This is a genomic window from Erwinia persicina NBRC 102418 (assembly GCF_001571305.1).
Lineage (GTDB): Bacteria > Pseudomonadota > Gammaproteobacteria > Enterobacterales > Enterobacteriaceae > Erwinia > Erwinia persicina.
The window spans coordinates 181,370-206,561 of sequence record NZ_BCTN01000008.1 but is presented as its reverse complement, the minus strand read 5'-3'; the positions used below and the strand labels follow the sequence as shown (position 1 = coordinate 206,561).

The window sequence follows — 25,192 nt, the reverse complement described above, 5'->3', positions numbered from 1 at the left end:
CTTGCTTACCTGCTTGGAGTGCCGGCAGGCAAAAAAGTTTTATTTAATGATTTTTAGCCGGATCGAAGCAGTCTGACAGCCGGCGATAAAAAAGCAGCGCCATCAGCGCCAGACCATCCGCAAAGCTCACCAGCAGCAGCAACTCTGTCGTCGGGTCCTCCTCCTGCCACTGCATCACCAGCTGCGCAATCAGGGTGATCACCAGCGTCAGCACCAGTACCCAGCGCCATGCCTGCCACAGGTGCGGCAGGCGCTGCCGGTAGCCGGTCAGCAACAACCCGACAGCCGCCGGGATCCCGAAAACCAGCCCCAGCCAGAACGTGTGGTTATCCGGGTAAAACAGTGCCAGCAGGTCTGAACCCTGCTGCCGCGATGCTCCGGCTATCACAAACAGCACCCAGGTGCGGGCCTGCAACAGCAGGATGGCCCAAAAGCTTAGCGGCAGGCGCAGCTGGCCTTTCGCATCGTAATCATCAGGGGAATAGGACAATGTCGTCACTCAGTACTCGCGGTCTTCAATCAGGCGCTTGCCTAACAGCTGGCTGTCCTGCGTTTCATACTCCAGCTTTTCGTAAAAACCGATGACGGCATCGTTCTCTTCCCGCACCATCACGTTGATCTTCGGACAGCCCCGGGCAATCAGTTTTTTCTCCAGGCGATTAATCAGTGCATTAGCAAAGCCACGCCCCTGATAATCAGGATGCACGCCCAGGTAGTAGGCCGACCCGCGATGCCCGTCGTATCCGCCCATCAGCGTGCCGACGATTTCCCCGCCCACCACCGCGACCATGAAAAGGTCCGGATCGTGGTTCAGCTTGCGCTCGATATCCATTTCGGGATCGTTCCATGGCCGTAACAAATCGCAACGCTCCCAAAGCGTCATTACTTCTTCAAAATCATCTTGCCGGAATGCGCGGATTTCCATGGAGTTTGCCCTGTGGTTAAGCATAATTTGCTGATTATCACGCATTCTTCTGCGGGTGCAAGTCCGTTCGCCCGCCTGGCAGAAAAAAAACGCAGGAAGAGGGATTATTGTCCTGAAATACATGGAAAAAGCCTGCAATAGTTCCCTCCTCGCCGCCGACCCGTTGTTACGATATAACAATAAGCACTTTTTGCCCCCAGGATCTGCCATGAAGAAATTAACCCACCTGACGCCGCTGACCACCCGCCGCCAGCTATTGCTTTCCGGCCTGGCACTTGCGCTGCTGACCAGTGGCCCGGCGCGGGCCGCAGAGGAAGACGCGACCCTGCGTATCCGTTCAAGCCCGCCTAAGCTATCCAGTCCCCCGCCGCCACGTCCCGCCAGCGGTAAACGTATTGTGATGATTGATCCGGGGCACGGCGGCATTGATTCCGGCGCGGTGGGTCATGAGGGGTCAGAAGAGAAACATGTGGTTCTGGAGATTGCTCAGCACATCCGTCACCTGCTCAGCGAACACCCCCGTATTGAGGTTCGCCTGACGCGGGAAAGCGACCACTTTATTCCGCTGGGTGAACGCGTGGAAATTGCCCATCAGCACGGGGCCGATCTGTTTATGTCGGTGCATGCTGACGGCTTTACCAGCCCGACCGCCAACGGTGCCTCCGTCTTTGCTCTGTCCAATCGTGGCGCCAGCAGCACCATGGCCCGCTATCTTTCGCAGCGGGAAAATGCGGCCGATGAGGTGGGCGGCGTCAGGGCGGCGGCTAAGGATCACTATCTGCAACAGGTGCTGTTTGACCTGGTGCAGACCGATACCATTAAAAACAGTCTGATCCTCGGCAAACACGTGCTGGGACAGATTCGTCCGGTTCATCATCTGCACAGCCAGCATACTGAACAGGCCGCATTCGCGGTGCTGAAATCCCCCTCGATCCCGTCAGTGCTGGTGGAAACCTCCTTCATTACCAACCCCGCCGAAGAAAAACTGCTCGGCACCACGGCTTTTCGTCAGAAGATTGCCGGGGCGATTGCCGACGGTATCGTCAGCTTTTTTGACGAGTACGATGCCACCCGGCGTATGGGCTGAATGAACAGGGTAAAACCGGGAGACGCCAGGCCGCTGATACGCTGGCTGCCACTCGAATTCTTTTGGGTATATAATCCCCGCGTCTTTTAGTCACAGGATTTTTTTATGAACGCACCGGATATCGCCCAGGTAAAACAGTTTTTGCTCCACCTTCAGGATGACATCTGTCGCAAGCTGGCGCAGGCCGATGGCGAAGCCCAGTTTGCCGAAGACAGCTGGGAGCGGCCGGGCGGCGGCGGCGGACGCAGCCGCGTGCTGCGCCAGGGCCGGGTGTTCGAGCAGGCGGGCGTCAACTTCTCCCATGTCCACGGCGACGCCATGCCCGCCTCTGCCACCGCGCACCGTCCCGAGCTGGCCGGTCGCAGCTTTGAGGCGCTGGGCGTGTCGCTGGTGATCCACCCCGAGAACCCGTACATTCCGACCAGCCACGCCAACGTGCGTTTCTTTATTGCTGAAAAACCGGGAGCGGATCCGGTGTGGTGGTTCGGCGGTGGCTTTGATGTGACGCCGTATTACGGCTTCGAAGAGGATGCCATTCACTGGCATCAGACCGCCGCCGATCTCTGTCAGCCGTTTGGCCAGGATGTTTATCCGCGCTATAAAAAATGGTGTGATGACTATTTCCACCTGAAACACCGCAACGAGCAGCGTGGCATTGGCGGTCTGTTCTTTGACGACCTGAATACGCCTGACTTTGACCAGAGCTTCCGCTTTATGCAGGCGGTAGGAAACGGCTTTACCGACGCTTATCTGCCGATTGTTGAGCGCCGTAAAACCCTCACCTGGGGTGAACGTGAGCGCGACTTCCAGCTGTATCGTCGGGGCCGCTACGTCGAGTTTAATCTGGTATGGGATCGCGGCACGCTGTTCGGCCTGCAAACCGGGGGACGTACCGAGTCGATTCTGATGTCGATGCCGCCGTTGGTGCGCTGGGAATATGACTATCACCCGGAAGAAGGCAGCCCGGAAGCCGCACTTTATCGCGACTTCCTGCCAGTTAAGGCGTGGATTTAAACAAGAACGCCGGGCAGATTGCCCGGCGTTTTGACTTACAGCGGTGCCGTCTGTGCCTCTACGACTGCCAGCGCGACCATATTGACGATGCGTCTGACCGATGAGATGGGGGTCAGCACATGTACCGGCTTCGCCATCCCCATCAGTACCGGCCCGACCGTCACCCCGTCTGAGCAGGAGACACGCAGCAGGTTGTAGCTGATGCGTGCGGCTTCCACGTTCGGCATAATCAGTATATTTGCCGACCCTTTTAGCGGGCTGTCCGGCATCAAATCCTGGCGGATGCTTTCAACCAGCGCGGCATCGCCATGCATCTCTCCGTCAATTTCCAGGTCAGGTGCCCGTGCTTTGACCAGCGCCAGCGTATCGCGCATTTTGCGTGCAGCCGGGGCATCTGATGCGCCAAAGCTGGAGTGAGAAAGTAAGGCGACCTTCGGCTCGATACCAAAACGACGTACCGTTTCGGCGGCCATCAGCGTCAGTTCGGCCAGCTGTTCCGGCGTGGGATCTTCGTTAACGTAGGTATCGGCAATAAAAGTATTGCCGCTCGGCAGTTCCAGCGCGTTCATCGCGCCGGCCACTTTGACATCCGGGCGGAAGCCAAACAGCTTTTCAACAATGTCGTAATGCTGGCGGTAATCCCCGACGGTACCGCAGATCAGTGCATCCGCCTCCCCCCGGTGAACCATAATCGCCCCGATCAGGGTCGGATTACCAATCACATCGCGCTGCGCCTGCTGGGGGGATACGCCGCGCCGCTTCATGATCTGGTAATACTCGTTCCAGTATTCTTTAAAACGGGGATCGGATTCGTTATTCACCACGTCAAAATCTTTACCGGCCTCAATTTTCAGCCCCAGCTTCTGCAGGCGCATCTCGATAACGCTCGGGCGGCCGATCAGGATCGGTTTTGCCAGCCCCAGCGTCACCAGTTCCTGGGTGGCGTGCAGGACGCGCGCCTCCTCCCCTTCGGCCAGCACCACGCGCTTCGGATCTTTTCGCGCCTGCGAGAACACCGGCTTCATAAACAGATTGGTTTTGTAGACGAACTCCATCAGCTTTTCGCGGTAGGCATCAAAGTCGGCAATGGGCCGCCGCGCCACACCGGAGTCCATCGCTGCCTTCGCCACCGCCGGCGCGATCTGCACGATCAGACGCGGGTCGAATGGTTTGGGGATCAGATAGTCCGGGCCAAACGACAGCTCCTGATCGTCATAGGCCGAGGCTACCACATCGCTCTGCTCTGCCAGCGCCAGCTCGGCGATAGCATGCACCGCCGCCAGCTTCATCTCTTCATTGATGGCGGTTGCCCCGACGTCCAGCGCCCCCCGGAAAATAAACGGGAAGCACAGCACGTTATTCACCTGGTTAGGGAAGTCAGAACGGCCGGTGCAGATAATGGCATCCGGGCGGACTTCTTTCGCCAGCGGCGGCAGGATTTCCGGCTCCGGGTTGGCCAGCGCGAGGATCAGCGGGTCGCGCGCCATGCTTTTCACCATCTCCTGCGTCATCACCTTCGGCCCGGAGCAGCCCAGGAAAATATCCGCTCCTTCAATCACTTCCAGCAGGGTGCGCCTGCCGCTGTCAGCCACCGCATAGGCCGCCTTGGTCTCTGCCATCGGCGTTTCACGCCCCTGGTAAATCACCCCTTTAGAGTCGCAGACCACGATATTGTGCTTCTGCATACCCAGCGCCACCAGCAGATTGAGGCAGGCGATTGCCGATGCCCCGGCCCCTGAGACCACCAGCCGCACGTCGGAAATACTTTTTTTCACCACCCGCAGGCCGTTCATCACGGCGGCGGTACAGATGATCGCGGTACCGTGCTGGTCGTCGTGAAACACCGGGATATTCATCCGCTCGCGCAGCTTCTTCTCAATATAAAAACACTCGGGGGCTTTGATATCCTCCAGGTTGATGCCGCCAAAGGTCGGCTCCAGCGCCGCGACCACCTCGATCAGTTTATCCGGATCCAGCTCATCCACTTCAATATCAAACACGTCGATACCGGCAAATTTCTTGAACAGCACCCCTTTCCCTTCCATCACCGGTTTACTGGCCAGCGCACCGATGTTTCCCAGCCCCAGCACGGCCGTCCCGTTGGAGATGACGGCGACCAGATTGGCGCGGGCGGTGTACTTATCAGCTGCCGAAGGATCGGCAGCGATCTCCAGGCACGGCGCGGCGACGCCGGGAGAATAGGCCAGCGCCAGATCGCGCTGGGTGGCAAGGGGCTTGGTAGGGGAAACCTGAATTTTTCCGGGAACCGGGAATTGATGAAAATCGAGCGCACTCTGTTTTAACTGATCGTCCATTAGCAGGATCCTTTTTTATGTAGGGGTACAACTGCTCAGTATAGGAGGGCCGGACGGGTGAAAAACTTGAGGGAGTGCATAGTTTGGGGAAGAAAACGGGATGGGCTCATCGACACGGGGCGACCGGAAAAAGGCATGTCCCGCTTGGAATGCAGGGGCTGACCTTCATTCAGGGTCAGCCCACCATATCTTTATTTGGTCATACTCAACAGCGTGCGGATGTTCTGCGCCGTGGTGGCAATCATATCAATGGCCCCGGTGCGCAACGCGCCCAGCAGCGCCATGGCTTTGGTGTTCTCCGACGCAATGGCTATCACGCAGGGAATTTTGCGCAGCTCGTCGATGCTCAGACCAATGACCCGGTCGTTCATCACCGTATCCACATGCTGGCCCTGGGCATTAAAGAAGTCATAACCCGCCACATCACCAATCACCCCCTGATTCAGGCTGGCATCGATAATTTCGTGGGGGGTGAACCAGCCGAGCTTAACCATATAGCTGTTTTCATTCATATCGCCGATGCCCACCAGCGCCACGTCGGCCTTGCGTGCGCGGTCGAGCGTCTCTTTGATCGTGCCGTTTTGCATAAAGGCTTCTTTCAGCGCCCGGTTCTCAACGTAGGCCGGGGCATAAAGCGTTTCACTGATACCGCCAAACTTCTTCGCCAGACGGCGACTGATATGATCGGCATTGATGGCATCCCCGGGACGATGAGTGCCACCAATCCCGCTGATAAAATGGCAATTGCGCGTGGGGACACTGCCAGGATGGTCAGCGACAGCCGCAACGTTACGCCCCTGCCCCACGGCCACCACCGCATTATCCTTCAGCGATTGTGACAGATGCATCGCCACCAGCGCGGCCACCTGTCGCCGCTGTTCATCATCGTCATGATGGTCAAGCGCAATCAGCGCCCGCTGTAAGGGAAAGCGCTCAAGCAGCTGTTGTTCCAGCCGGGTGCTGAACACCGGGTGATAACGCACGTTGATTTCAACGATGCCCTCTTCTTTGGCCCGCTTTAACAAGCGCCCCACTTTGATACGGGAGATACCAAATTTACGCGCAATCTCTTCCTGGGTGATTTCGTCCTGATAGTATGCGACGGCAATTTCCGTCAGCAATTCAGTGTCCTGAGATAGCGTGTTTTTTTCCATCCGGGCAATCGTCTCTTCTCATCGGTTTCAGTGGCAGGCGCGATGGTAACCATCGCGCCTCAGGCAACAATTTACATCATTTACTGCCGCTCAATCTCAGGTTTTTCTGAGCAATTATTTAGGCAGTGTGCGTATTTAACGCCCGTTCTGCAGAAATGGCCATCTGCGTCAGCAACAAACAGCAGGAAACGGCTCCGGCATCAAGCACGCCACGCGACCGTTCTCCCAACCGGCTGGCCCGTCCAATTTTCGCCACCATATCCCGGGTTGAGTCCCGTCCCTGAACCGCCGCCTGGCGAATAGCAGACAGCATCAGAGGGTAGCCGTCTGCCGCCGTGTGTTCAGCCGCTTCTACCGCCGGGATCAGGCTGTCCATCAGGCATTTATCGCCCACGCCTGCCTCGCTGATGTCCTGCAGTTCGTGTAACCCGGCACGAAGCATCGCGGCAAAATCCTCTGCGCTAAGTGTCGTTTTATCACGAATGCTGTCTGCCATCCCCATGAACAGACTGCCGTACAGGGGCCCCATTGAGCCACCAATTCCCTCCATCAGCGCGTCTGAAAGAGTGTCGAATGCCTGCGCCAGCGTCAACCGATCGTCCAATTTCTCACTGCATAAGGAAAAGCCTTTTGCCATGTTGATACCGTGATCACCATCCCCGATAGCACCATCAATTTCACTCAGGTAGTCCCGATTCTGTCGGATAATGGTCACCAGATCATTGACCAGCACACCGCCACATTGTGTTGAAATGTTCGTCATTGCGTTATCCCACCAGCGTTAAGCCTGGCGCCTGCGTTGGCAAGTCAACCAGCATTTTTAATTCATCATCCAGCGTCATCACTGTCAATGTCACGCCCATCATCTCCAGCGAGGTAAAGTAGTTTCCTACCAGCGCCCGATGTACGCGGATTCCTTTTTCAGCCAGCCGTTTTTCGACCTCAGCATAATAGATATACAGCTCCATGACCGGCGTCGCTCCCAGACCGGAAACCAGCACGACCACCTCGGTATCGGCCACGGCGTCCTGGGCTTCCAGCACAAAATTGAGCATCGTCGCAGCCATCTCTTTAGCACTTTGTGTCGGCACAACCTCAATACCCGGTTCGCCATGGTGACCAATACCAATTTCCATCGTACCGGGCGCAATGTGGAAATTAGGCTTACCCACGGCGGGTATCGTGCAGGAACTCAAGCCTACGCCGATAGAACGGCAGTTATCGATCGCTTTTTGCGCGACGGCTATCACCCCTTCCAGGTCGTAACCCTGCGATGCGGCGGCAGCGCCCACCTTCCACATCAGGATTTCACCCGCCACGCCGCGCCTGCGATCTTTCTCACTGGCAGGGGCGGAGGCGACATCATCGTTTGCTACCACGGTTTTTACCGCAATACCGGCAGCAGTGGCTTTCTTGATGGCCATCCTGACGTTCATATTGTCTCCGGCGTAGTTGCCATAGAGACAGGCCACCCCCGCGCCGCCATCGGCAGCTTTAAAAGCGTCAAGAAATGCACCCGCGGTCGGGGAAGAGAACACTTCCCCAATGGCAACAGCATCCAGCATGTTCTCACCCATATAGCCCAGGAAGGCAGGCTCGTGGCCCGAGCCTCCGCCGGTGACCACGCCAACCTTTCCAGCCTGCGGGCATTGAGGGCGTTTTAATACTCTTGGATTCGTCGTTGTCTGGAAAACCGTCGGATGTGCCTTTAAGTACCCCTGGATAGCATCTTCCACGACATAATCGGGATTATTAATAATTCGATTCATTTTAACTCCTTGTTAGCGAGAACCCTCCGGCCCTCAACAGACAGTGAAACCACCATCCACCACAACATTGGCACCGTTCATCATTGCAGCCCCCGGGCTGGCGAGAAACAGCGCGGTTGCCGCAATGTGTTCGGGCTCAGCAAAGCGGCGCAGGGGGATCTGCTGTTTGTGCTGTTCCCCGGCTTCTCCTGCCCAGGCTTTGGCTCCCAACTCAGTCAGTACGACCGTCGGCGAGATGGCATTAACATTTATGTTGTGCGGCCCCCACTCCAGGGCCAACACCTGGGTTAGCCCCACTACGGCCGCTTTACTGGCGCAGTAGGCGACATGCTGTGGCAGCGCCACTACGCTGGCCTGCGACGCCATATTAATAATATTGCCGCTTCGCTGGCGCAGGAAGTGCTGACCGGCGGCCTGGCATACCAGGAATGTTCCTTTAAGGTTGATCTCCAGCGTACGGTCCCACGCCGCCTCCTCCAGCGATTCTGCCGGGCCGAGCAAGGCGACACCGGCGCAATTCACCACGATATCCAGCGAGCCAAAGTGGCTGACAACCGCATCCACAGCCCGATTGACCGCCTGACGGTCCGTGACGTCGACAGCCACGCCAAAAGCCCGCTGGCTATCCATTTCAGCAGCGATCTGTTGCACGCGGGCATCACGATCCAGCAGCGCAACGCATCCGCCGTTGTGTAAGAATGCCTGTGCAATTGCCTGGCCAATCCCCGCGGCACCACCGGTAATCAGAGCGACTTTCCCCTTTAATGACAGATCCATCATGATGCTCCTTTCTGTTTAATTAACTGACCGGAGGCCGGTGAGTACGCTTCGGCTTTGGGCAGCGTGACAAACTTCATCAGGATTGCCGCCAGCAGGTAGAGACTGGTATAGATCCAAATCACGCCCGTCGCGCCCAGTGAGCCAATAAATAACCCGACGACGGCAGGGCCCACAAACGTGCTCAGTCCGGCCCCCAGATTGAGGATCGACATGGCTGCACCTTTGTTTTCAGGGGCCAGGGTGGGCATCAGCGCTGATAGCGGCACAAATGCCGCCAGGCAGGCACCAAACAGTCCGGCCATCGCCACTGTCGCCCAGTAGTTGGGGCCGACCCACTGCGGCATATAGAAGAAGAGTACGGTAGTGATCGCGCAGCCAATACAACCAAACCACATCACTACGTTACGCCAGCCCAGACCGTCGCTGACGATACCGAACAGCAGATTGAAAATGATGTTCACGCCCCATAGCACAGCGTACATGTGTAACCAGTCGGTGCGGGTAAAGCCAAAATCCATCATGTAGGTAGGCATAAACACCACAAACCCATAGGCAGCCGAGGTATTAATGGTACGTACAATCCCACCCAGACCGATTTTCGGATTCTCAAACGCGATGGTGATGCCTTTCAGCACGTAAGCCAGCGAGGGTTTTTCACGCTTATCCTCCAGCGAAACCCCACCACGGTTGAGAAACAGCGCAATCATCGCACCCAGAATCACAAAAATAAGTGCGCTCCATAGCGTGTGGATCTCACCGAGATACGGCAGGGCAATACTGGAGTAAAGCACCCCGAGTACGCTCAGACCTCCGCTATAGACGAACCAGAAGATACCGACCGCAGAACCCAAACGTTCTTTGGGTGCTTCATAGGCAACCCATACCAGAAAACCATAAGCAAACAGCGGATAGCCCAGTCCACGCAGGGCGTAAGTAGGGATCATGGTCGCCAGGTGATGACTGGGCAGGCCGAAGGTGAGGAACAGCACAGAACCGATCATAAACATGACCAGCCCGGCCAGCATCACACGCTTTGCCGTGAAAATTTCAGCCAGCACGCCAGAAAACCAGGCGGCAATCGCCGCCGCAAAGCCGTAAACGCTAAACAGCAACGCTGACTGCTGTACGCTCATGCCATTTTCGATCAGGTAGGGTGAAAGCCACCCCTGCTCCAGCCCCTCACCCATCATAAATATCAACACGCCGGCATAGCCCAGCAGCAGTTTGGGCGACAGGCCAATGCGGTCTATCATTCGTTGCAACATACGACCCTCCAGGGATCACTGTCAGGAAGTGCGCCCGGACTCGCCGGGAAAGCCGCACCCGCAAGAAGACATTCAGAGATTAGGGTTGAGTACCACTTTGATGGAATCGACACCGCGCTTCATCAGGTCGAACCCTTCCGCGAACCGTTCCAGCGGTAAGGTATGCGTGACGACACCCTGGGTGGGCAGCGAACCATCACGAATGCCTTCAATCACCAATGGGTAGCAGTAAGGGCCTAAATGGGAACCGAGCACATCCAGCTCCTTACGGTCGCTAATGATGCTCCAGTCGATGCTGACGGGATCTTTAAAGACGGAGAACTCGACAAAGGTCCCCAGCTTGCGGATCATCGCCAGGCCCTGTTCAACCGATTTCCCTGCGCCGGTCGCTTCGATATAGATGTCACACCCATAGCCTTCGGTCATCTCTTTAACGATCTTCTCTGCATCTTGCCGCGCTGGGTTAATGACGATATCGGCTCCGAAGCGCTGCGCCAGTGCCAGTCGGTCATCGGAGAGATCCAGCACCACCAGTTTTGCTGCCCCTGACTTTTTGATCGCCCCGATCATGCCCAGCCCCAGCGTCCCTGCGCCTGCCAGTACGACAACATCCCCAAGCTTGATGCTGGCACGCTGCACCGCGTGAAAAGAGCAAGCATAAGGTTCAATTAAAATGGCGTCTTCAATCGGCAGCTCCGCAGGAACGTGGTAGTTGATCGCTTCTCTGGTGAACTTCATGTACTGCGCCATACCACCGTTAACATTATTCTGGAAGCCGTACAGGTCATGTTTTTCACACATCCAGTACTGGCCGCGCTGGCAGAAACGACACCCCCAGCACGGTACAATCTGCTCAGAGATCACTCTGTCTCCTAACGCAAATTTCTCCACGTCATCCGCCAGAGCGACCACATGCCCGATAAATTCATGTCCCGGAATCATCGGGGCTTTGATGTAAGCCGGTTGTTTATCGTCGCCCCAAAAACTGGGCGCCCCTTCCCAGGCTTTCACATCCCCGGCACAGATACCGCATGCTTCCACCTTGACCAGAATCTCTCCGGGTCCAATCACGGGGACCTCCACTTCCTCAAGCCGGTAATCGCCGGGTGAATAGGCCACCACCGCTTTCATACGTGAGGGTATGCCCTCTATACGACGATTGTTAACTTCACACTTTTGGCACATAGCGCGTTTCTCCCTGATTGATCATTTATACATTAAAAGAACAATTGAACAGTACGCAGCAGAATCCATTAAGCCAATACCCCTGGGTTAAAATTGTGATCCATCGCATAAAATGACTTTATGACGCTTTTATAACCTACACCGACCTCGTAAAGAGCAAAATAAACAAAAAAGTCACCCAACATGATGCTAATCATTAAAATCATATGATCACTTGTTGTGCATTTGTAAGTCTTCCCTTAATCTAGCGATGGTCGGGCCAGGATCGCAGGCGATCCTGGCTCATCCCCCAACCTGTCTTTTGGAGATCTGCTATGCTTTCGATCGCGATCGGCGCTGATGATGCCGCTATTGACCTTAAAAACACCCTTATCCGCCATCTGCAACAAGCTGGATTTACCACGACGGATTACAGTGCGGAATCAGCACGTGCCGTGGACTGTGCCTACCCCGATATCGCCTGGAACGTGGCGAACGCGATTCGTGAAGGCAGGCATCAGCGCGGGATCCTGATCTGCGGCACCGGAATTGGCATGGCGATTGTGGCGAATAAAGTGCCGGGTATCCGCGCGGCACAGTGCCATGACACCTACTCTGCCGAGCGTGCCCGTAAAAGTAACAATGCACAGGTGATGACGCTGGGGGCGCGCGTTGTTGGGCCAGAGCTGGCGCGCAGCATCGTCAACAGCTGGCTAAACTCTGAATTTGAAGGTGGTGGGTCAACAGAAAAAGTGGAGAAAATCAGTTATTACGAGCACAAAGTCGGCGAAAAGTAATCCTGACGTGCGGTGGAAACCTCGCTTCACCGCCCTGTTCGCCATGAAGTGCTACACTTTACTGTCGTGATATTTTTGCCAGTAGACTGGCCCATTGGGCGAACCCATCGCAACAATCAGAGAAAACGCATTCCCATCGTCGCAGGTCTGATGCAATGTTTCGCCTAAGAATACTCAGCCGTGTCCGGTAGAGTTGTTGCGTATTGCCTGTTAAACCAGCCGCAGCACACGCGTCACGGTCAAATTTGCATCACCGATTGTTATCAAGGAGCTTTAGATGAACCAGTTAGACGCACTGAAACAATTCACCACCGTGGTGGCTGATAGTGGCGATATTGAATCCATCCGTAATTACCACCCGGAAGATGCCACAACCAACCCGTCTCTGATCCTGAAAGCCTCTGGCCTCGACTCTTACAAACATCTGATTACCGATGCCATCGACTACGCCAAAAAACAGGGCGGCAGTAAAGAAACCCAGATTATCAATGCCAGTGACAAAGTGGCAATTAACCTGGGGCTGGAAATCCTGAAAAGCGTGCCGGGCCGTGTGTCCACCGAAGTGGATGCGCGCCTCTCCTTCGATCGCGGGATGTGTGTGACCAAAGCAGAAAAGCTGGTGAGAATGTATGAAGAGCACGGGATTGACCGTTCGCGCATTCTGATCAAGCTGGCCTCCACCTGGGAGGGCATTAAAGCCGCTGAGGAACTGGAGAAAAACGGTATCCAGTGTAACCTCACCCTGCTGTTCTCCTTCGCTCAGGCCCGTGCCTGCGCCGAAGCCGGTGTGTTCCTGATCTCCCCGTTCGTGGGCCGTATTTACGACTGGTACAACAGCCGTAAACCGCTTGACCCGTACGTGGTTGATGAAGATCCGGGCGTGAAATCGGTCCGCAGCATTTACGAATACTACAAACAGCACCGCTACAACACGGTCATCATGGGTGCCAGCTTCCGTAAAACGGAGCAGATCCTGGCGCTGGCAGGCTGCGACCGTCTGACGATTGCCCCTAACCTGCTGGAAGAGCTGCAGGCCAGCAACGCTCCGGTTGAGCGTAAACTGACCCCGTCCACTCAGGCCTTCCACCAGCCGGCTCCGCTGTCTGAAGCGGAATTCCGCTGGGAGCACAACCAGGATCCGATGGCCGTTGAAAAACTGGCCGAAGGTATCCGTCAGTTCGCCGTTGACCAGCAGAATCTGGAAGATGTGCTGGCCGCGCGCCTGTAATTCCCCCGCTTTCCAACCCTGTTCCCCGGGCGGATCGTCGATCCGCCCTCACGTATTCTGGAGGAAATAATGTCTTCACGTAAAGAACTGGCAAATGCCATCCGCGCGCTGAGTATGGACGCGGTGCAAAAAGCCAAATCTGGCCACCCCGGTGCTCCGATGGGCATGGCCGATATCGCTGAAGTCCTGTGGCGCGAGTTCCTGCATCACAATCCGAACAACCCGGCCTGGGCCGACCGTGACCGTTTTATCCTGTCTAACGGCCACGCTTCGATGCTGCTCTACAGCCTGCTGCATCTCTCCGGTTACGATCTGCCGATGTCCGAGCTGAAGAACTTCCGCCAGCTCCATTCAAAAACCCCTGGTCACCCGGAACTGGGCTACACACCGGGCGTTGAAACCACCACCGGGCCGCTGGGCCAGGGCCTGGCAAACGCCGTCGGACTGGCCATTGCAGAACGCACGCTGGGCGCGCAGTTTAACCGCCCCGGCCATGAGATTGTCGATCACCACACCTATGTGTTTATGGGCGATGGCTGCCTGATGGAAGGTATCTCCCACGAAGTCTGCTCACTGGCGGGAACGCTGGGTCTGGGCAAACTGATTGGCTTCTACGATCACAACGGCATCTCGATTGATGGCGAAGTGGAAGGCTGGTTTACCGACGACACCGCTCAACGTTTTGAATCCTACCACTGGCACGTGATCCGCGACATCGACGGTCACAACCCGGATGCGATTGCCAGCGCCATCAAAGAGGCGCAGAGCGTGACGGATAAGCCGTCCCTGCTGATCTGTAAAACCGTGATTGGCTTCGGCTCACCGAACAAAGCCGGGAAAGAAGAAGCCCACGGCGCGGCGCTGGGTGATGAAGAAGTGGCGCTGACCCGTAAAGCACTGGGCTGGAATTACCCACCGTTTGAGATCCCGAAAGAGATTTACGCCCAGTGGGATGCGAAAGAAGCCGGTGCCAAAGCGGAAAAAGCCTGGGACGAGAAATTTGCCGCCTATCAGGCCGCACACCCGGAGCTGGCCGCCGAGTATACCCGCCGTATGACCGGTGGTATGCCTGAAAACTGGCAGGCAGAAACGCAGAAATACATTGAGAAGCTGCAGGCTAACCCGCAGAAAATCGCCAGCCGTAAGGCCTCGCAGAATGCACTGGAAGCTTACGGTCCGCTGCTGAAAGAGTTCCTGGGCGGCTCTGCTGACCTGGCCCCGAGTAACCTGACCATCTGGTCTGGCTCGAAGTCGATCAAAGAGGACCAGGCGGGTAACTATATTCACTACGGCGTGCGCGAATTTGGGATGACGGCGATTGCCAATGGCCTGGCCCATCACGGTGGCTTTATTCCTTATACGGCGACCTTCCTGATGTTTGTGGAATATGCCCGTAACGCCGTACGTATGGCCGCGCTGATGAAGGCGCGTCAGATTATGGTTTATACCCATGACTCCATCGGTCTCGGGGAAGATGGCCCGACGCACCAGCCGGTTGAACAGATTGCCAGCCTGCGCGTCACGCCCAATATGAGCGTCTGGCGTCCGTGCGATCAGGTTGAAACGGCCGTGGCGTGGAAACATGCCGTTGAGCGTCATCATGGCCCGACCGCGCTGATCCTCTCGCGTCAGAACCTGGCGCAGCCGGAGCGGACGAAAGAGCAGCTGGCAAATATTTCACGCGGCGGCTACGTACTGAAAGACAGTGACGGCACCCCGGAAGTGATCCTGATTGCCACCGGCTCCGAAGTGGAAATCACCCTGGGCGCGGCCGACAAGCTGACCGCCAGCGGCCACAAAGTGCGGGTCGTCTCCCTGCCATCAACCGATCTGTTTGATGCCCAGGATGCCGCCTACCGCGAATCCGTGCTGCCATCCGGCGTCCAGGCGCGCGTGGCCGTGGAAGCGGGGATTGCCGACTACTGGTATAAGTATGTTGGCCTGAACGGTGCCATTGTCGGTATGACCGGCTTTGGGGAATCGGCCCCGGCCGAGAAGCTGTTCCCGGAGTTTGGCTTCACCGTGGAAAACATTGTCAGCCATGCCGAGGCGCTGCTGAAACCGCACTGACAGCCCGTTGTCTTTCCCCCCTGAACCGCCGAAAGGCGGTTTTTTTATGGCTTCGCCGCAGCTTCGTCGCGGATCGCCAGGCTGAGACAGGCGGGCAGCACCGTCAGCGTCACCAGCGTCGCCACCAGCAATCCGCCGATGATGGCATAAGCCATGGGTCCCCAGAATACCTGCTCCGCGATCGGGATCATGCCGAGGATAGCCGCGCAGGCGGTCAGCATAATCGGACGGGCACGATGGTGTGCGGCGGCTGTAATCGCATCCTCTTTGGCCATCCCCCGCTGCAGATTGCTGTCCACCTCGCTGATTAAAATCACCGCATTACGGATGATCATACCGGCGAGTGCAATCATCCCCAGCAGCGCAACAAAGCCCATCGGCGTGCCGGTGGGGAGCATCGCCAGCACGATACCTATCAGGCCGAAGGGGGCCATCAGCAGCGCCAGCAGCATCCGTGAGAAGCGCTGTAGCTGAACCATCAGCAGGATCAGCATAAAGAACAGCGTCACCGGCAGCACGGCAAACACCGAGCTGTTCCCCTTATCCGACTCGGCTACCGCGCCACCCTCTTCAATCCGGTACTCCGGCGGCAGGGCGTTTCGCACCTGAGCAACGGAGGCAGCCAGCTGCTGTGAGACGGCTTCCGCACGCCGCCCCGGCGCCAGGTCGGTCTGCACGGTGATAAACGGCAGACGCTGATGACGCCAGATAACGGGATCCTGAATCCCCCATCTGAGGGTGGCCACCTGGCTTAACGGCACCTTCACCCCGCTGCTGGCGGTGAGTTGCAGGGCAGAGAGCGTTGACAGATCCTGGCGTTCGGTATCGTTCGCCCGCAGCACCACGTCCACCAGCCGGTTGCCGTCACGAACCGTTGTCACCACGCTGCCCGACCACAGGGTGTGCAGCGCGCTGGCCACACTTTCCGAGGAGAGCCCGGCTGCGCGGGCGGCGGTCTGGTTAATCTGCAGCGTAACCACGCGCTCCGGCTCCCCGGCGGTGAGGTTGACTTCGCGGGTGGCCGGACTGTCGCCCAGGATACCGGCGAGCTGTCGGGCGATCGCCTGCACCCGATGATAATCCGGCCCGCTCACGCGATATTTAAGCGGCCAGCCGACCGGTGGGCCAAGCTCCAGCGGCGACACGCGCGTGGCGATATCACCAAATCCGGCGGAGAGGATCTTTTCCAGCTGCTTGCGCAGCGCTTCGCGATCCTCAAGACTCTTCGCCACCACCACCAGCTGGGCCGTATTTTCATTATCCAGCAGCACATCCATCGGCAGATAGAAGCGGATCGCGCCGGTGCCGATATAGCTGGAAAGATGGTCAATATGCGGGTTTCCGCGCAGCGCCTGCTCCAGGTGTTCTGTCCGCCGTTCGGTTTCAGCCTGCGAAGCATTACCGGGCAGCGTCAGGCTGACCAGCAGTTCGGGACGGTCGGAGGCCGGGAAAAACTCCCCCTGCATAAACGTGGTCCCCCACCCTGCCAGCACCAGCAGGATCAGGGCCGTCGATACTGTTTTCAGCCGGTGGCGCAGCGCCAGCGCCAGCAGCCGGTGATAGCCGCGCGCCATCCTTCCCGGCCCGTGCTGATGGGCGCTGAGGGTCGCGGGCAGCAGCCAGGTGCCGGTCAGCGGGGAAAACAGGATCGCCACCACCCATGAAGAGAGCAGCGCGATCATCACCACGGCAAACAGTGAAAAACAGTATTCCCCGGCGCTGGAGGCGGCAAACCCGACCGGAATAAACCCGGCGATCATCACCAGCGTCCCTGTCAGCATCGGGAAAGCCGTGGTTTCAAACGCATGGCTGGCAGCCTTCCAGCGGCTGTCCCCCGCCTCGAGCCTCGACACCATCGTTTCCACGGTGATCATCGCATCGTCCACCAGCAGCCCGAGCGCAATAATCAGCGCGCCCAGCGAAATACGCTGCAAACCGATCCCGGCCAGCATCATGCCGGTAAAGGTAATCGCCAGCACCAGCGGGATCGCCGTGGCGACCACCAGCCCGGCGCGCATCCCCAGCGAGATAAAAGAGACCGCCATCACGATAATCACCGCTTCTGCCAGCACGCGGGTAAAGCCGCTGACCGCCTGCTGAACGACCTTGCTCTGGTCGGCCACCCGGGTCATTTCAATCCCGTGCGGCAGCCCGGCCTGAATGGCCGCCATACGCTGGCTGACTGCCTCGCCAAAATGGATCATATTTCCGCTGGCGGCCATGGAGATCGCCAGTCCAATGGCAGGCTGGCCGTTAACGCGAAATGCGGACGCCGGCGGCTCTGCGGCCTGGCGGGTTACCGTGGCAATATCACTCAGAGGAATGTACCGCTCCCCGATGTGCAGGACGATCGCCTGCAGGCTCTCTGCTGACCCCAGCGCTCCGGTGACGCGCAGGGCGATATTTTCCCGGTCGCTGCGAATTTCTCCGGCGGGTGCCACCGCATTTTGTGCGGCAATGGCGGCGGTAACCTGCTGGAGATCCAGCCCCAGCCCGGCCATTTTTCGCGGCGAAAAGGCAATGACGATCTGCTCTTCCTGCACGCCTGTCAGGATAATTTTACCCATATCCGGCAGTGACATCAGGCTGCGGCGGATAGCCTCCACCCGGTCACGCAGCTCACGCGGAGTGAAGCCCTCGGCGGTAAAACCGTAAATGGTGCCAAACGTATCATCAAACTCGTCGTTCACCTGCGGCGTCTGTACGCCCTGCGGCAGGGAGGGCGCAATATCTTCGACCTTCTTGCGCACCTGATACCAGATATCCTGAACGGAAGCAGGCGGCGTGTCGTCACGCAGATTGACAAAAATCACCGCCTGTCCGGCACGGGTTTCACTCTCGACAAAGTCGAGGTAGGGGATCTCCTGCAGCTTTTTCTCCAGCGTATCGGTGACCAGATTGACGGTATCGTTCACATCGGCACCGGGCCAGGCGGCCGACACCACGGCGGTTTTGATGGTAAAGGCCGGATCCTCATTACGCGGCAGGTTCACATAACTGAAGATACCGGCGGCCATGACCAGCAGCATAAAGAAGACAATCAGCTGCTGATGCTGTAACGCCCAGTTGGAGAGATTAAAACGTGACGTGGCATTTTTCGGATTCATTCTCCGTCCTCCAGCAGGGTGACTTTTTCACCGTCGCGCAGCTTGCTGACACCGGCCGTCACCACCGCTTCTCCGGGGCGAACGCCGCCGGTGACGGAAATGTCCGTCACGGTGAAGGCCCCCAGCGTGACCGGGCGCAGCCGCACCCGTTGTTGGGTGCGATCGACCACGAATACGGCCGGTTGATCCCCCACCCGGGTCAGCGCCGACGCCGGCAGCAGGATGCTGCGCGTGCCCTCACGCCGCCAGTTCACCAGGACGCTGGCCCCCAGCGCCATGCTTTCCGGAGGATGATCCAGCGTTACGCGCACCCGCCAGGTACGCGTCTGGGGATCGGCCTGCGGGCTGACGTCACGCAGGTGCCCCTGAACCTGAATGGTCGGGTCGGCCAGCAGCGACACGCGAACCACGGCGGGGTTACTTTGCGTCAGCGCCTGCGGATCGCTGAGGTCAAACACAGCGTCGCGGCCACCGCCTGCCGCCAGGCTGAACACCGCCTGTCCGGCACTGACCACCTGACCGGGCTGAGCACTGACCCCAGTAATAATGCCGTCTGACGGTGCGGTCAGTCGGGTCCAGCTCAGGCTGTCCTGCGCATTTTTCAGTGCAGCCTCGCTGCTCTGCCTTTTTGACAGGGCCGCCTGCCAGTCTGACCGGGCCGTATCGAGCTGCATGCGGGCAATGGCACCGGTTTTTGTCAGCGTGGTCATCCGTTGCAGATTCAGCGCCGCTACCCGTTCAGCCGCCTGCGCACTGGCCAGATCAGCCCGTGCACTGCCAAGCTGGTTCAGCCCTGTGCTGTTATCCTGCACCGCCAGTAACTGCCCTGCTTTCACCCGGTCACCGACATCCACGGCACGCGAAATCAGGCGGCCATCCAGACGAAAAGCCAGCGTTGTTTCATCCGTTGCGCGGATCTCTCCGGTCTGCGACAGCAGGCTGCCGGAAAGCGAGGCCGGGGCAATCACATAGCGAACAGGACGGACGTGCGGCGATGCCGGCTGTCCCTTGTCACCGCAGGCAGCGAGAAGAAAAATCAGCGGAAACGAGAACAGCCACAGACAGTGGACAGAGAGCCGGCCAGGCAGGTTGAGGTGGTGCAGTATGTGGCGGGCGTAGTCAGTAAAGGTATCGGTCATAGGGCTATTCCTGTGCGGTGATAGCCCTATTCAATCGTGCGACTGTCCAGATTTGCTGCACGTCCTGTCAAGGAAATGTCAATTCAACTGATTTTTCATTCCCGCCTCAGGAATGGCAAACGGCAGATAGAGGCTTATCGTCAGCCCCCGGTGTTCGGGCTGTGAGGCCACCAGCTTCCCCCCGCTGGCTTCACAGATAGCGCGGGCTATCGACAGGCCAAGCCCGCTGCCGCCAGAGTGGCGCGCGCGGGATGATTCGGCGCGGGTGAACCGTTCAAACATCAGCGGCAGAAACGCGGCATCCACACCCGGCCCGCGATCGGTGAAAGCGATCAGGTAGCCTTTAAGATGGGGCTTTATCTCGATATCCAGCACCTTGCCTTCGGCAGCATAGCGCACCGCATTTTCCAGCAGGATAGTAAACACCTGCCCCATTCTGAACGGATCGCCGCGAAAAACGGCGGGGGCCGGTGCACTGACGTTAATGCTCATTGCGGCCGCTACGGCCTGAGGCCTGATCCAGGCTACCCGCTCGTTCAGCAGTTCCACCAGATCAAAGGTGTTGAGGGTAAACGTAAGCTGTCCCGCATCGGCAAGGGACAGCAGATGCAGCTCATCCGTGAGACGGTTCAGGTGTTGCAGCTGCTTCATCACCATATTTAACTGGGTCAGATCGGGCGCAAACACGCCGTCCAGCATGCCCTGCAGCCGCCCCATAGCGGCGGTCAGCGGCGATCGCAGCTCGTGAGCCATCGCAACATGGGAAGCCCGCAGTTCCCGATCGTAACGTTCCAGCTGCCGGGACATCAGATTAAAGTCTTCCGTGAACTGCGCCAGCTCCGCAGGCGCGTTTTCCACCGTATCGGCCCGGGTACCAAATTCGCCGTGCGCCACGGATCGTGCCGCCGTAGCCAGCCGGCTGAACTGTTCCGAAAGCGGCCTGGCGGCGCGTAGTCCGAGAACAATGATTACCGGCATCGCCATCAGGATTAACACCCACAACGTTATCCAGTCAGAAGAGGTGATGTCAGGCACTGAATAGCTGATGCCAAACCCGGCATCCGCCAGTTGGTGAAAGCGTAAGACGTCGCGTTCGGGATTTTTTAACAGGATAGCCAGCTCCTGACTCTCTGCGGGCGGCATACGGTTGAGTACCCAGTATTTCTGGATCACAAAGCGCAGCCACATGCAGAAGCCGATCATCACCACCGATCCCATCACCAGCGCAAGGATCCGCATGCAGATCCAGCGCCACAGACTCTGTTCTTTTGGCTGACTCATGGCTGTCTGAACCGGTAGCCGACGCCGCGGACATTATGCAGCACGTCCGCAATGCCCGCGTTTTCCAGTTTTTTACGCAGGTTGTATACGTGGGTATCCACCACGCGCTCCAGCGCTTCGCTCTCCGGCAGGCAGCGCTCCAGCAGCTGCTGGCGGGAAAAAGGATAGGTCTGGGACTGCATCAGCGTGGTGAGCAGGGAGAGTTCCGTCGGCGTAAGCTCCAGCCAGGTGACGCTATCGCCGTCGTGCCTGACGACCGCCGTCAGCGACTCCGTATCCACTTCCAGCCCCTGCCAGCGGAGAAGCTCTTTCTGGCCTTGACGCCCGGAGGCCCGGCGCAGCACGGCATGCACGCGGGCCACCACTTCACCGGGGTTGTAAGGTTTAACAACGTAATCATCGGCGCCGTAGCGCAGCGCGCCTATTTTGTCTGGCGTGTCGCCCATGGCAGAAACCATAATCACCGGAATATCGCCCTTGCGCCGTACGGCGGCCAGGACATCACTGCCGTTCATCACCGGCAGCATAATATCCAGCAGGATCAGGTCTGGCTTCCAGCTCTGCGCCATCTCCAGCCCGGCAAGACCGTCGCTGGCGATTGCCACATTAAAGCTTTCCCGCCGTAAATAAGCTTCCAGGACATTAGCCGCATCCGCGTCGTCCTCAATAATCAGTACGCGTTTCATCTGCATTTACTCACCTTGATTATTTCTTCATAAAACCCTGGCAGGAAATTGACACTGCCTGTTCATTATTCGGTATCAGATGCGCGGCCGCTTGGGAGCCGTAATGATTCGGTGCTGAGGAGCGACGATGATAACCAGAAAACTTACCCTGTGCATTAGCTGTATTGCCGTTATGAACGTCACGTTGATCGCCGGTGCCCGCGCCGCCGATCCGACAAGCCTGACCGTGGGGGTTGGCGCGACCAGTGCACCACGTTACAGCGGCTCCGACCAGCGTCAGTGGCAGTTTGCCCCGGTCATTCAGGCGCGTGACGGCGCGGTGTTTTTTGATTCACAAAAGGGGTTGGGATACGACCTGCAGGCCGACTCGGGACTCTATCTTGAACATACGCTGGGCTACAGCCTGGGACGGTCAGAGAAAAACGCGTCATGGCGTGACGGGTCCGACAAACTGAAAGGCATGGGGAATATTGACGCCGCCCTGAATACGGCGGTCGCGGTCGGCTGGACCATCGCGCCCTGGCTGTCCGTCGAGGGTAAAGCAACGCTGCCGTTAAGCGACAGTCAGGGTGTGCAATATCAGACCTCGGTGACGCTGATCCCTCTGCAAAACGACAGCGATACGCTGGCCTTCCAGTCTGCCGCATTATTCGGTGACAGCCGCTATATGAATACATTTTACGGGGTCAGTGGACAGCAGAGCGCCCGCAGCGGTTATCGCCGCTATTCGGCCCCGGGCGGACTTTATGGGGTGGAAAACAGCATCACCTGGGGACATCAGTTTACGCCGCAGTGGGGCACCACGCTGGTGGCGGGCTACACCTGGCTCAGTGATCATGCGGGTGACAGTCCGATTGTTTTCCGCCGTAACGAAGCCACAGCTACGGCGGCGATCACCTACACCTTTTAATGAACATGAAGAAGGCGACGCGCCTGACCTCACGCTTGGGCGATTTTCTTACCGACTATGACGTGGGGTTTGTGGCGCTGACCCTGGCGGTGATTGCCGCCATCCATCTCCTGTGTTACTTCCTGATGGCCTATTGCGATGCCTGAGCGCAGGGCCCGCAGGTTTACTGCGCCTGCATCGCCACCATGCCCGGATCCTGCGGTACAACGGGCTGGCTTTCCCACAGAACCGGCCACTGATCGCTGCTGTGCCAGGCGTCACAGGTTTTCTCCTGGGCATACTCCGCCAGCACAAACTCGCGGCCATTATACTGCCAGCGTGTCGCCACCCCGCAGTCGCCCAGTCCGCGATCCTTACTGAAAGTCAGCAGCTCACCGCGCGCCGCGTCAAAGTCGGCATTCACCAGTTCCAGATTATTATCACTGCGGTCCGGCAGAGAGAATGGCAGCGTCAACGTAATGCTTTTCGACACGTAGGGTGCCGTCCGCGTGACCTCAAACGCCAGGTCGATGACGTTATAGGCCCCCATTTCACAGCTGACCAGTAGCAGCGCTTTATCATCGCTGAGCGGTGACACACTGACTTCACGGCGCAGCGGATCCAGCGAACAGCTATCGCTGTTTACCCGCCAGGTGCCAAAATCAATCAGCCCACTCGACTCTTCATGGGTTAAAGCCTGCGGCATTCGCGGTGGCGCACTGATCTGCGGCATCGGCGGTGCCGGCGGTACGTGACCGGGCGCATCGTTGCCGCGCTGGATCAGAGCGCTACTGCTGTTCACCCGCCCCTGGATTTCATCCATCAGCATCAGCGCCTCCTTCAGCCCGCGCATGCCGATCACCGCATCCGCCCGATACAGCAGTTGCAGCGTCCCGGCATCCATCACCTGCGCCAGAAATTCATCAATCGAAATAGCGTGCATGGTCAGCAGGTGATGAGGCTCCACCTGCCAGTGTTTCAGATCGAGCCGCAGCCGCCGCCCGTCAAGCAGCAGATTGTCGCGAAGCGCACCGCCAGGCAGCGGACCGCTGTAGCGGTTGCCGTAATCGATGCGCAACTGTGCCGGGGCATCGCTGCCGGCGTCACGCTCCAGCGTCATCGCCAGGCCGTTGTTGCCGGGAATGCTGCGCACTTCGCAGCTGTTGAGATTGTTACAGGTGATCTGCCAGTCAGAGAAGGTTTTTTGCAGCGGCTGTGCCTGTGCAGAAGCCAGATAAGAGAGCGAAAGCAGCCATAACCATTTCGTCCAGTAAGACATTAATTGATGAAGTCCCTGTGAGGTAATGCAGAAAAGAAAGCACCATGACGGATAACCCGTACAGCCCCTCTATCATGCGCAGTTAACGTCAGGGCCTCAATCAGATTTATCGGACAGTCACCGCCCCCCAATCCGTCAAATCCACATAAACGGTCATCAACAGTCATGATATTTTCAGTCACCGGTAACCTGTCAGGAAATCAATTTTACGAAAAGCCAGCGCATTTACCGCGATTAATGTGATGAACATCACCTTTATATAAGAAACAACAGTAATAACCCCACCTTTATTTAGAGAGCGATCACTTTACGACGCAACGTCAAACCCTGGCGGCCGGACTCCTGTCTGGTGCACATTTTGCGCGGGAGCGATGCCGTACCTTTTATCACACCGGAGGATACTTATGATGCCGATTGAACGTCAGCGGCAAATCATCGACACACTCAGTCAGCAGGGCCGTGTACTGGTCGCTGAACTGGCGGAACGGTGCCTGGTTTCGCAGGAAACGATTCGCCGTGACCTGACGCTGCTGGAGAAGAAGGGCATGCTGCACCGCAGTTACGGCGGTGCCGTACTGGCCCGGACACAGCAAACCGGCAGTCCGGTTCGGCACAGTGAGCGACAGGAACATGATCTGGTGTTCCGCCAGCGAATGAATGAAAACGTCGGCCCGAAAATGGCCATCGCTAAACGGGCGCTTGACTATATCAGCCCCGGTGACTGCTTACTGCTCGACAGCAGCAGCACCTGCTGGTTCCTGGCGCGCCAGCTGCCGGATATTGAATTAACCGTGCTCACCAATTCGCTGAGAACAGTAGAAACGCTGGCGGTAAAAAACAATATACGCACCATCTGTCTCGGCGGTGAATATTCTGCCCGCAATGAAGATTTTACCGGCGTGGTGGCCGAGCGTCCCCTCTCGGAGTTTTTAATTAATAAAGCCTTCTTTTCCTGCAGCAGCCTGGGTACCGACGGTTATCTGCGGGAAGGGAATGAAAATAAGGCACATTTAAAACAGAAGATGCTGCTGGCGTCAGAAAGAAAATACTTACTGCTGGATGCCAGTAAATTTCTGCAGCCGTCTTTTGCCCGTATTTGCCATTACCGCGATGTCGATTTTCTAATTACCGACAGCCTGAAAGATAAAGAATTACAACAAGAGCTGGCGTGGAACGGGGTCAATATTATTGATTGCTCGCGCCGTCAGTACGCCACACAGCTTATTAATCAATAAAACTCACG

At 57.6% G+C, this 25,192-nt stretch carries 22 protein-coding genes; 8 read left to right on the top strand and 14 right to left on the bottom strand.

The window, feature by feature from the left end; translation table 11 throughout:
* Positions 1-43: 43 nt before the first annotated feature.
* Positions 44-499: a DUF2919 domain-containing protein gene (locus EPE01S_RS11165; RefSeq protein ID WP_062744873.1), complete on the bottom strand. Its 456-nt coding sequence runs from the start codon at positions 497-499 to the stop codon at positions 44-46.
* Positions 500-925 carry a GNAT family acetyltransferase gene (locus EPE01S_RS11160; protein WP_062744949.1) on the bottom strand — a complete coding sequence of 142 codons (426 nt, stop codon included), beginning with the start codon at positions 923-925 and terminating at the stop codon, positions 500-502.
* Between the two features lie 208 nt (positions 926-1,133).
* On the opposite strand from EPE01S_RS11160, the gene amiA reads away from it, so the two are divergent.
* Together amiA and hemF are read left to right on the top strand one after the other, a co-directional pair.
* Entirely contained in the window at positions 1,134-2,012 is an 879-nt protein-coding gene (gene amiA, locus EPE01S_RS11155; protein ID WP_062744871.1) for an N-acetylmuramoyl-L-alanine amidase AmiA, read from the top strand.
* Between the two features lie 105 nt (positions 2,013-2,117).
* Positions 2,118-3,026 (top strand): oxygen-dependent coproporphyrinogen oxidase, encoded by a 909-nt coding sequence (gene hemF / locus EPE01S_RS11150; protein ID WP_062744869.1) that lies wholly within the window; start codon positions 2,118-2,120, stop codon positions 3,024-3,026.
* 35 nt (positions 3,027-3,061) lie between these two features.
* Here the strand turns inward: hemF and maeB are convergent, their stop codons facing one another.
* From maeB to EPE01S_RS11115, 7 genes are all read right to left on the bottom strand, one after another.
* Entirely contained in the window at positions 3,062-5,341 is a 2,280-nt protein-coding gene (gene maeB / locus EPE01S_RS11145; RefSeq protein ID WP_062744868.1) for an NADP-dependent oxaloacetate-decarboxylating malate dehydrogenase, read from the bottom strand.
* Between the two features lie 191 nt (positions 5,342-5,532).
* Complete coding sequence (locus EPE01S_RS11140) at positions 5,533-6,495, bottom strand: sugar-binding transcriptional regulator (protein ID WP_062744866.1); 963 nt, start codon at positions 6,493-6,495, stop codon at positions 5,533-5,535.
* Between the two features lie 118 nt (positions 6,496-6,613).
* Positions 6,614-7,258 (bottom strand): dihydroxyacetone kinase subunit DhaL, encoded by a 645-nt coding sequence (gene dhaL / locus EPE01S_RS11135; protein WP_062744864.1) that lies wholly within the window; start codon positions 7,256-7,258, stop codon positions 6,614-6,616.
* 4 nt (positions 7,259-7,262) lie between these two features.
* Positions 7,263-8,264 carry a dihydroxyacetone kinase subunit DhaK gene (locus EPE01S_RS11130; protein ID WP_062744863.1) on the bottom strand — a complete coding sequence of 334 codons (1,002 nt, stop codon included), beginning with the start codon at positions 8,262-8,264 and terminating at the stop codon, positions 7,263-7,265.
* A gap of 33 nt (positions 8,265-8,297) precedes the next feature.
* A complete protein-coding gene (locus tag EPE01S_RS11125) occupies positions 8,298-9,044 on the bottom strand; it encodes an SDR family oxidoreductase (RefSeq protein WP_062744861.1) in 747 nt (248 codons plus the stop codon).
* Positions 9,041-10,309, bottom strand: a complete 1,269-nt coding sequence (locus EPE01S_RS11120; protein WP_062744859.1) for an MFS transporter — start codon at positions 10,307-10,309, stop codon at positions 9,041-9,043. Before EPE01S_RS11120 ends, EPE01S_RS11125 begins: the two co-directional genes overlap by 4 nt.
* Positions 10,310-10,381: 72 nt before the next feature.
* Positions 10,382-11,494 carry an MDR/zinc-dependent alcohol dehydrogenase-like family protein gene (locus tag EPE01S_RS11115; RefSeq protein ID WP_062744857.1) on the bottom strand — a complete coding sequence of 371 codons (1,113 nt, stop codon included), beginning with the start codon at positions 11,492-11,494 and terminating at the stop codon, positions 10,382-10,384.
* 314 nt (positions 11,495-11,808) lie between these two features.
* Between EPE01S_RS11115 and rpiB the strand changes: the two genes are divergently transcribed.
* The 3 genes from rpiB to tkt all read left to right on the top strand — a co-directional run bounded on the left by rpiB (position 11,809) and on the right by tkt (position 15,568).
* Positions 11,809-12,270: a ribose 5-phosphate isomerase B gene (gene rpiB / locus EPE01S_RS11110; protein ID WP_062744855.1), complete on the top strand. Its 462-nt coding sequence runs from the start codon at positions 11,809-11,811 to the stop codon at positions 12,268-12,270.
* Between the two features lie 277 nt (positions 12,271-12,547).
* Positions 12,548-13,498: a transaldolase gene (gene tal, locus EPE01S_RS11105; RefSeq protein WP_062744852.1), complete on the top strand. Its 951-nt coding sequence runs from the start codon at positions 12,548-12,550 to the stop codon at positions 13,496-13,498.
* A gap of 69 nt (positions 13,499-13,567) precedes the next feature.
* Positions 13,568-15,568 (top strand): transketolase, encoded by a 2,001-nt coding sequence (tkt, locus tag EPE01S_RS11100; protein ID WP_062744850.1) that lies wholly within the window; start codon positions 13,568-13,570, stop codon positions 15,566-15,568.
* A gap of 44 nt (positions 15,569-15,612) precedes the next feature.
* Here the strand turns inward: tkt and EPE01S_RS11095 are convergent, their stop codons facing one another.
* The 4 genes from EPE01S_RS11095 to EPE01S_RS11080 all read right to left on the bottom strand — a co-directional run bounded on the left by EPE01S_RS11095 (position 15,613) and on the right by EPE01S_RS11080 (position 21,787).
* Entirely contained in the window at positions 15,613-18,675 is a 3,063-nt protein-coding gene (locus EPE01S_RS11095) for an efflux RND transporter permease subunit (protein ID WP_062744848.1), read from the bottom strand.
* A complete protein-coding gene (locus tag EPE01S_RS11090) occupies positions 18,672-19,814 on the bottom strand; it encodes an efflux RND transporter periplasmic adaptor subunit (RefSeq protein WP_062744845.1) in 1,143 nt (380 codons plus the stop codon). The genes EPE01S_RS11095 and EPE01S_RS11090 overlap by 4 nt, the downstream gene beginning before the upstream one ends.
* A 78-nt stretch (positions 19,815-19,892) precedes the next feature.
* Positions 19,893-21,095: a sensor histidine kinase gene (locus EPE01S_RS11085; RefSeq protein ID WP_062744837.1), complete on the bottom strand. Its 1,203-nt coding sequence runs from the start codon at positions 21,093-21,095 to the stop codon at positions 19,893-19,895.
* Positions 21,092-21,787, bottom strand: coding sequence for a response regulator (locus EPE01S_RS11080; RefSeq protein WP_062744835.1), 696 nt, complete (start codon positions 21,785-21,787; stop codon positions 21,092-21,094). The genes EPE01S_RS11085 and EPE01S_RS11080 overlap by 4 nt, the downstream gene beginning before the upstream one ends.
* A 121-nt stretch (positions 21,788-21,908) precedes the next feature.
* On the opposite strand from EPE01S_RS11080, the gene EPE01S_RS11075 reads away from it, so the two are divergent.
* Both EPE01S_RS11075 and EPE01S_RS23435 read left to right on the top strand, forming a co-directional pair.
* Positions 21,909-22,691 (top strand): MipA/OmpV family protein, encoded by a 783-nt coding sequence (locus tag EPE01S_RS11075; RefSeq protein WP_062744833.1) that lies wholly within the window; start codon positions 21,909-21,911, stop codon positions 22,689-22,691.
* The gene (locus EPE01S_RS23435; protein WP_157076008.1) at positions 22,691-22,837 is read left to right on the top strand and encodes a hypothetical protein; all 147 of its coding nucleotides are present in this window, start codon (positions 22,691-22,693) and stop codon (positions 22,835-22,837) included. The genes EPE01S_RS11075 and EPE01S_RS23435 overlap by 1 nt, the downstream gene beginning before the upstream one ends.
* A gap of 17 nt (positions 22,838-22,854) precedes the next feature.
* On the opposite strand, the gene EPE01S_RS11070 is transcribed toward EPE01S_RS23435, so the two are convergent.
* A complete protein-coding gene (locus EPE01S_RS11070; protein WP_062744831.1) occupies positions 22,855-23,949 on the bottom strand; it encodes a DUF1176 domain-containing protein in 1,095 nt (364 codons plus the stop codon).
* 404 nt (positions 23,950-24,353) lie between these two features.
* Here EPE01S_RS11070 and EPE01S_RS11065 point away from each other — a divergent pair, with 404 nt between their 5' ends.
* Positions 24,354-25,184: a DeoR/GlpR family DNA-binding transcription regulator gene (locus tag EPE01S_RS11065; protein WP_062744829.1), complete on the top strand. Its 831-nt coding sequence runs from the start codon at positions 24,354-24,356 to the stop codon at positions 25,182-25,184.
* The last annotated feature ends 8 nt before the right edge of the window (positions 25,185-25,192 follow it).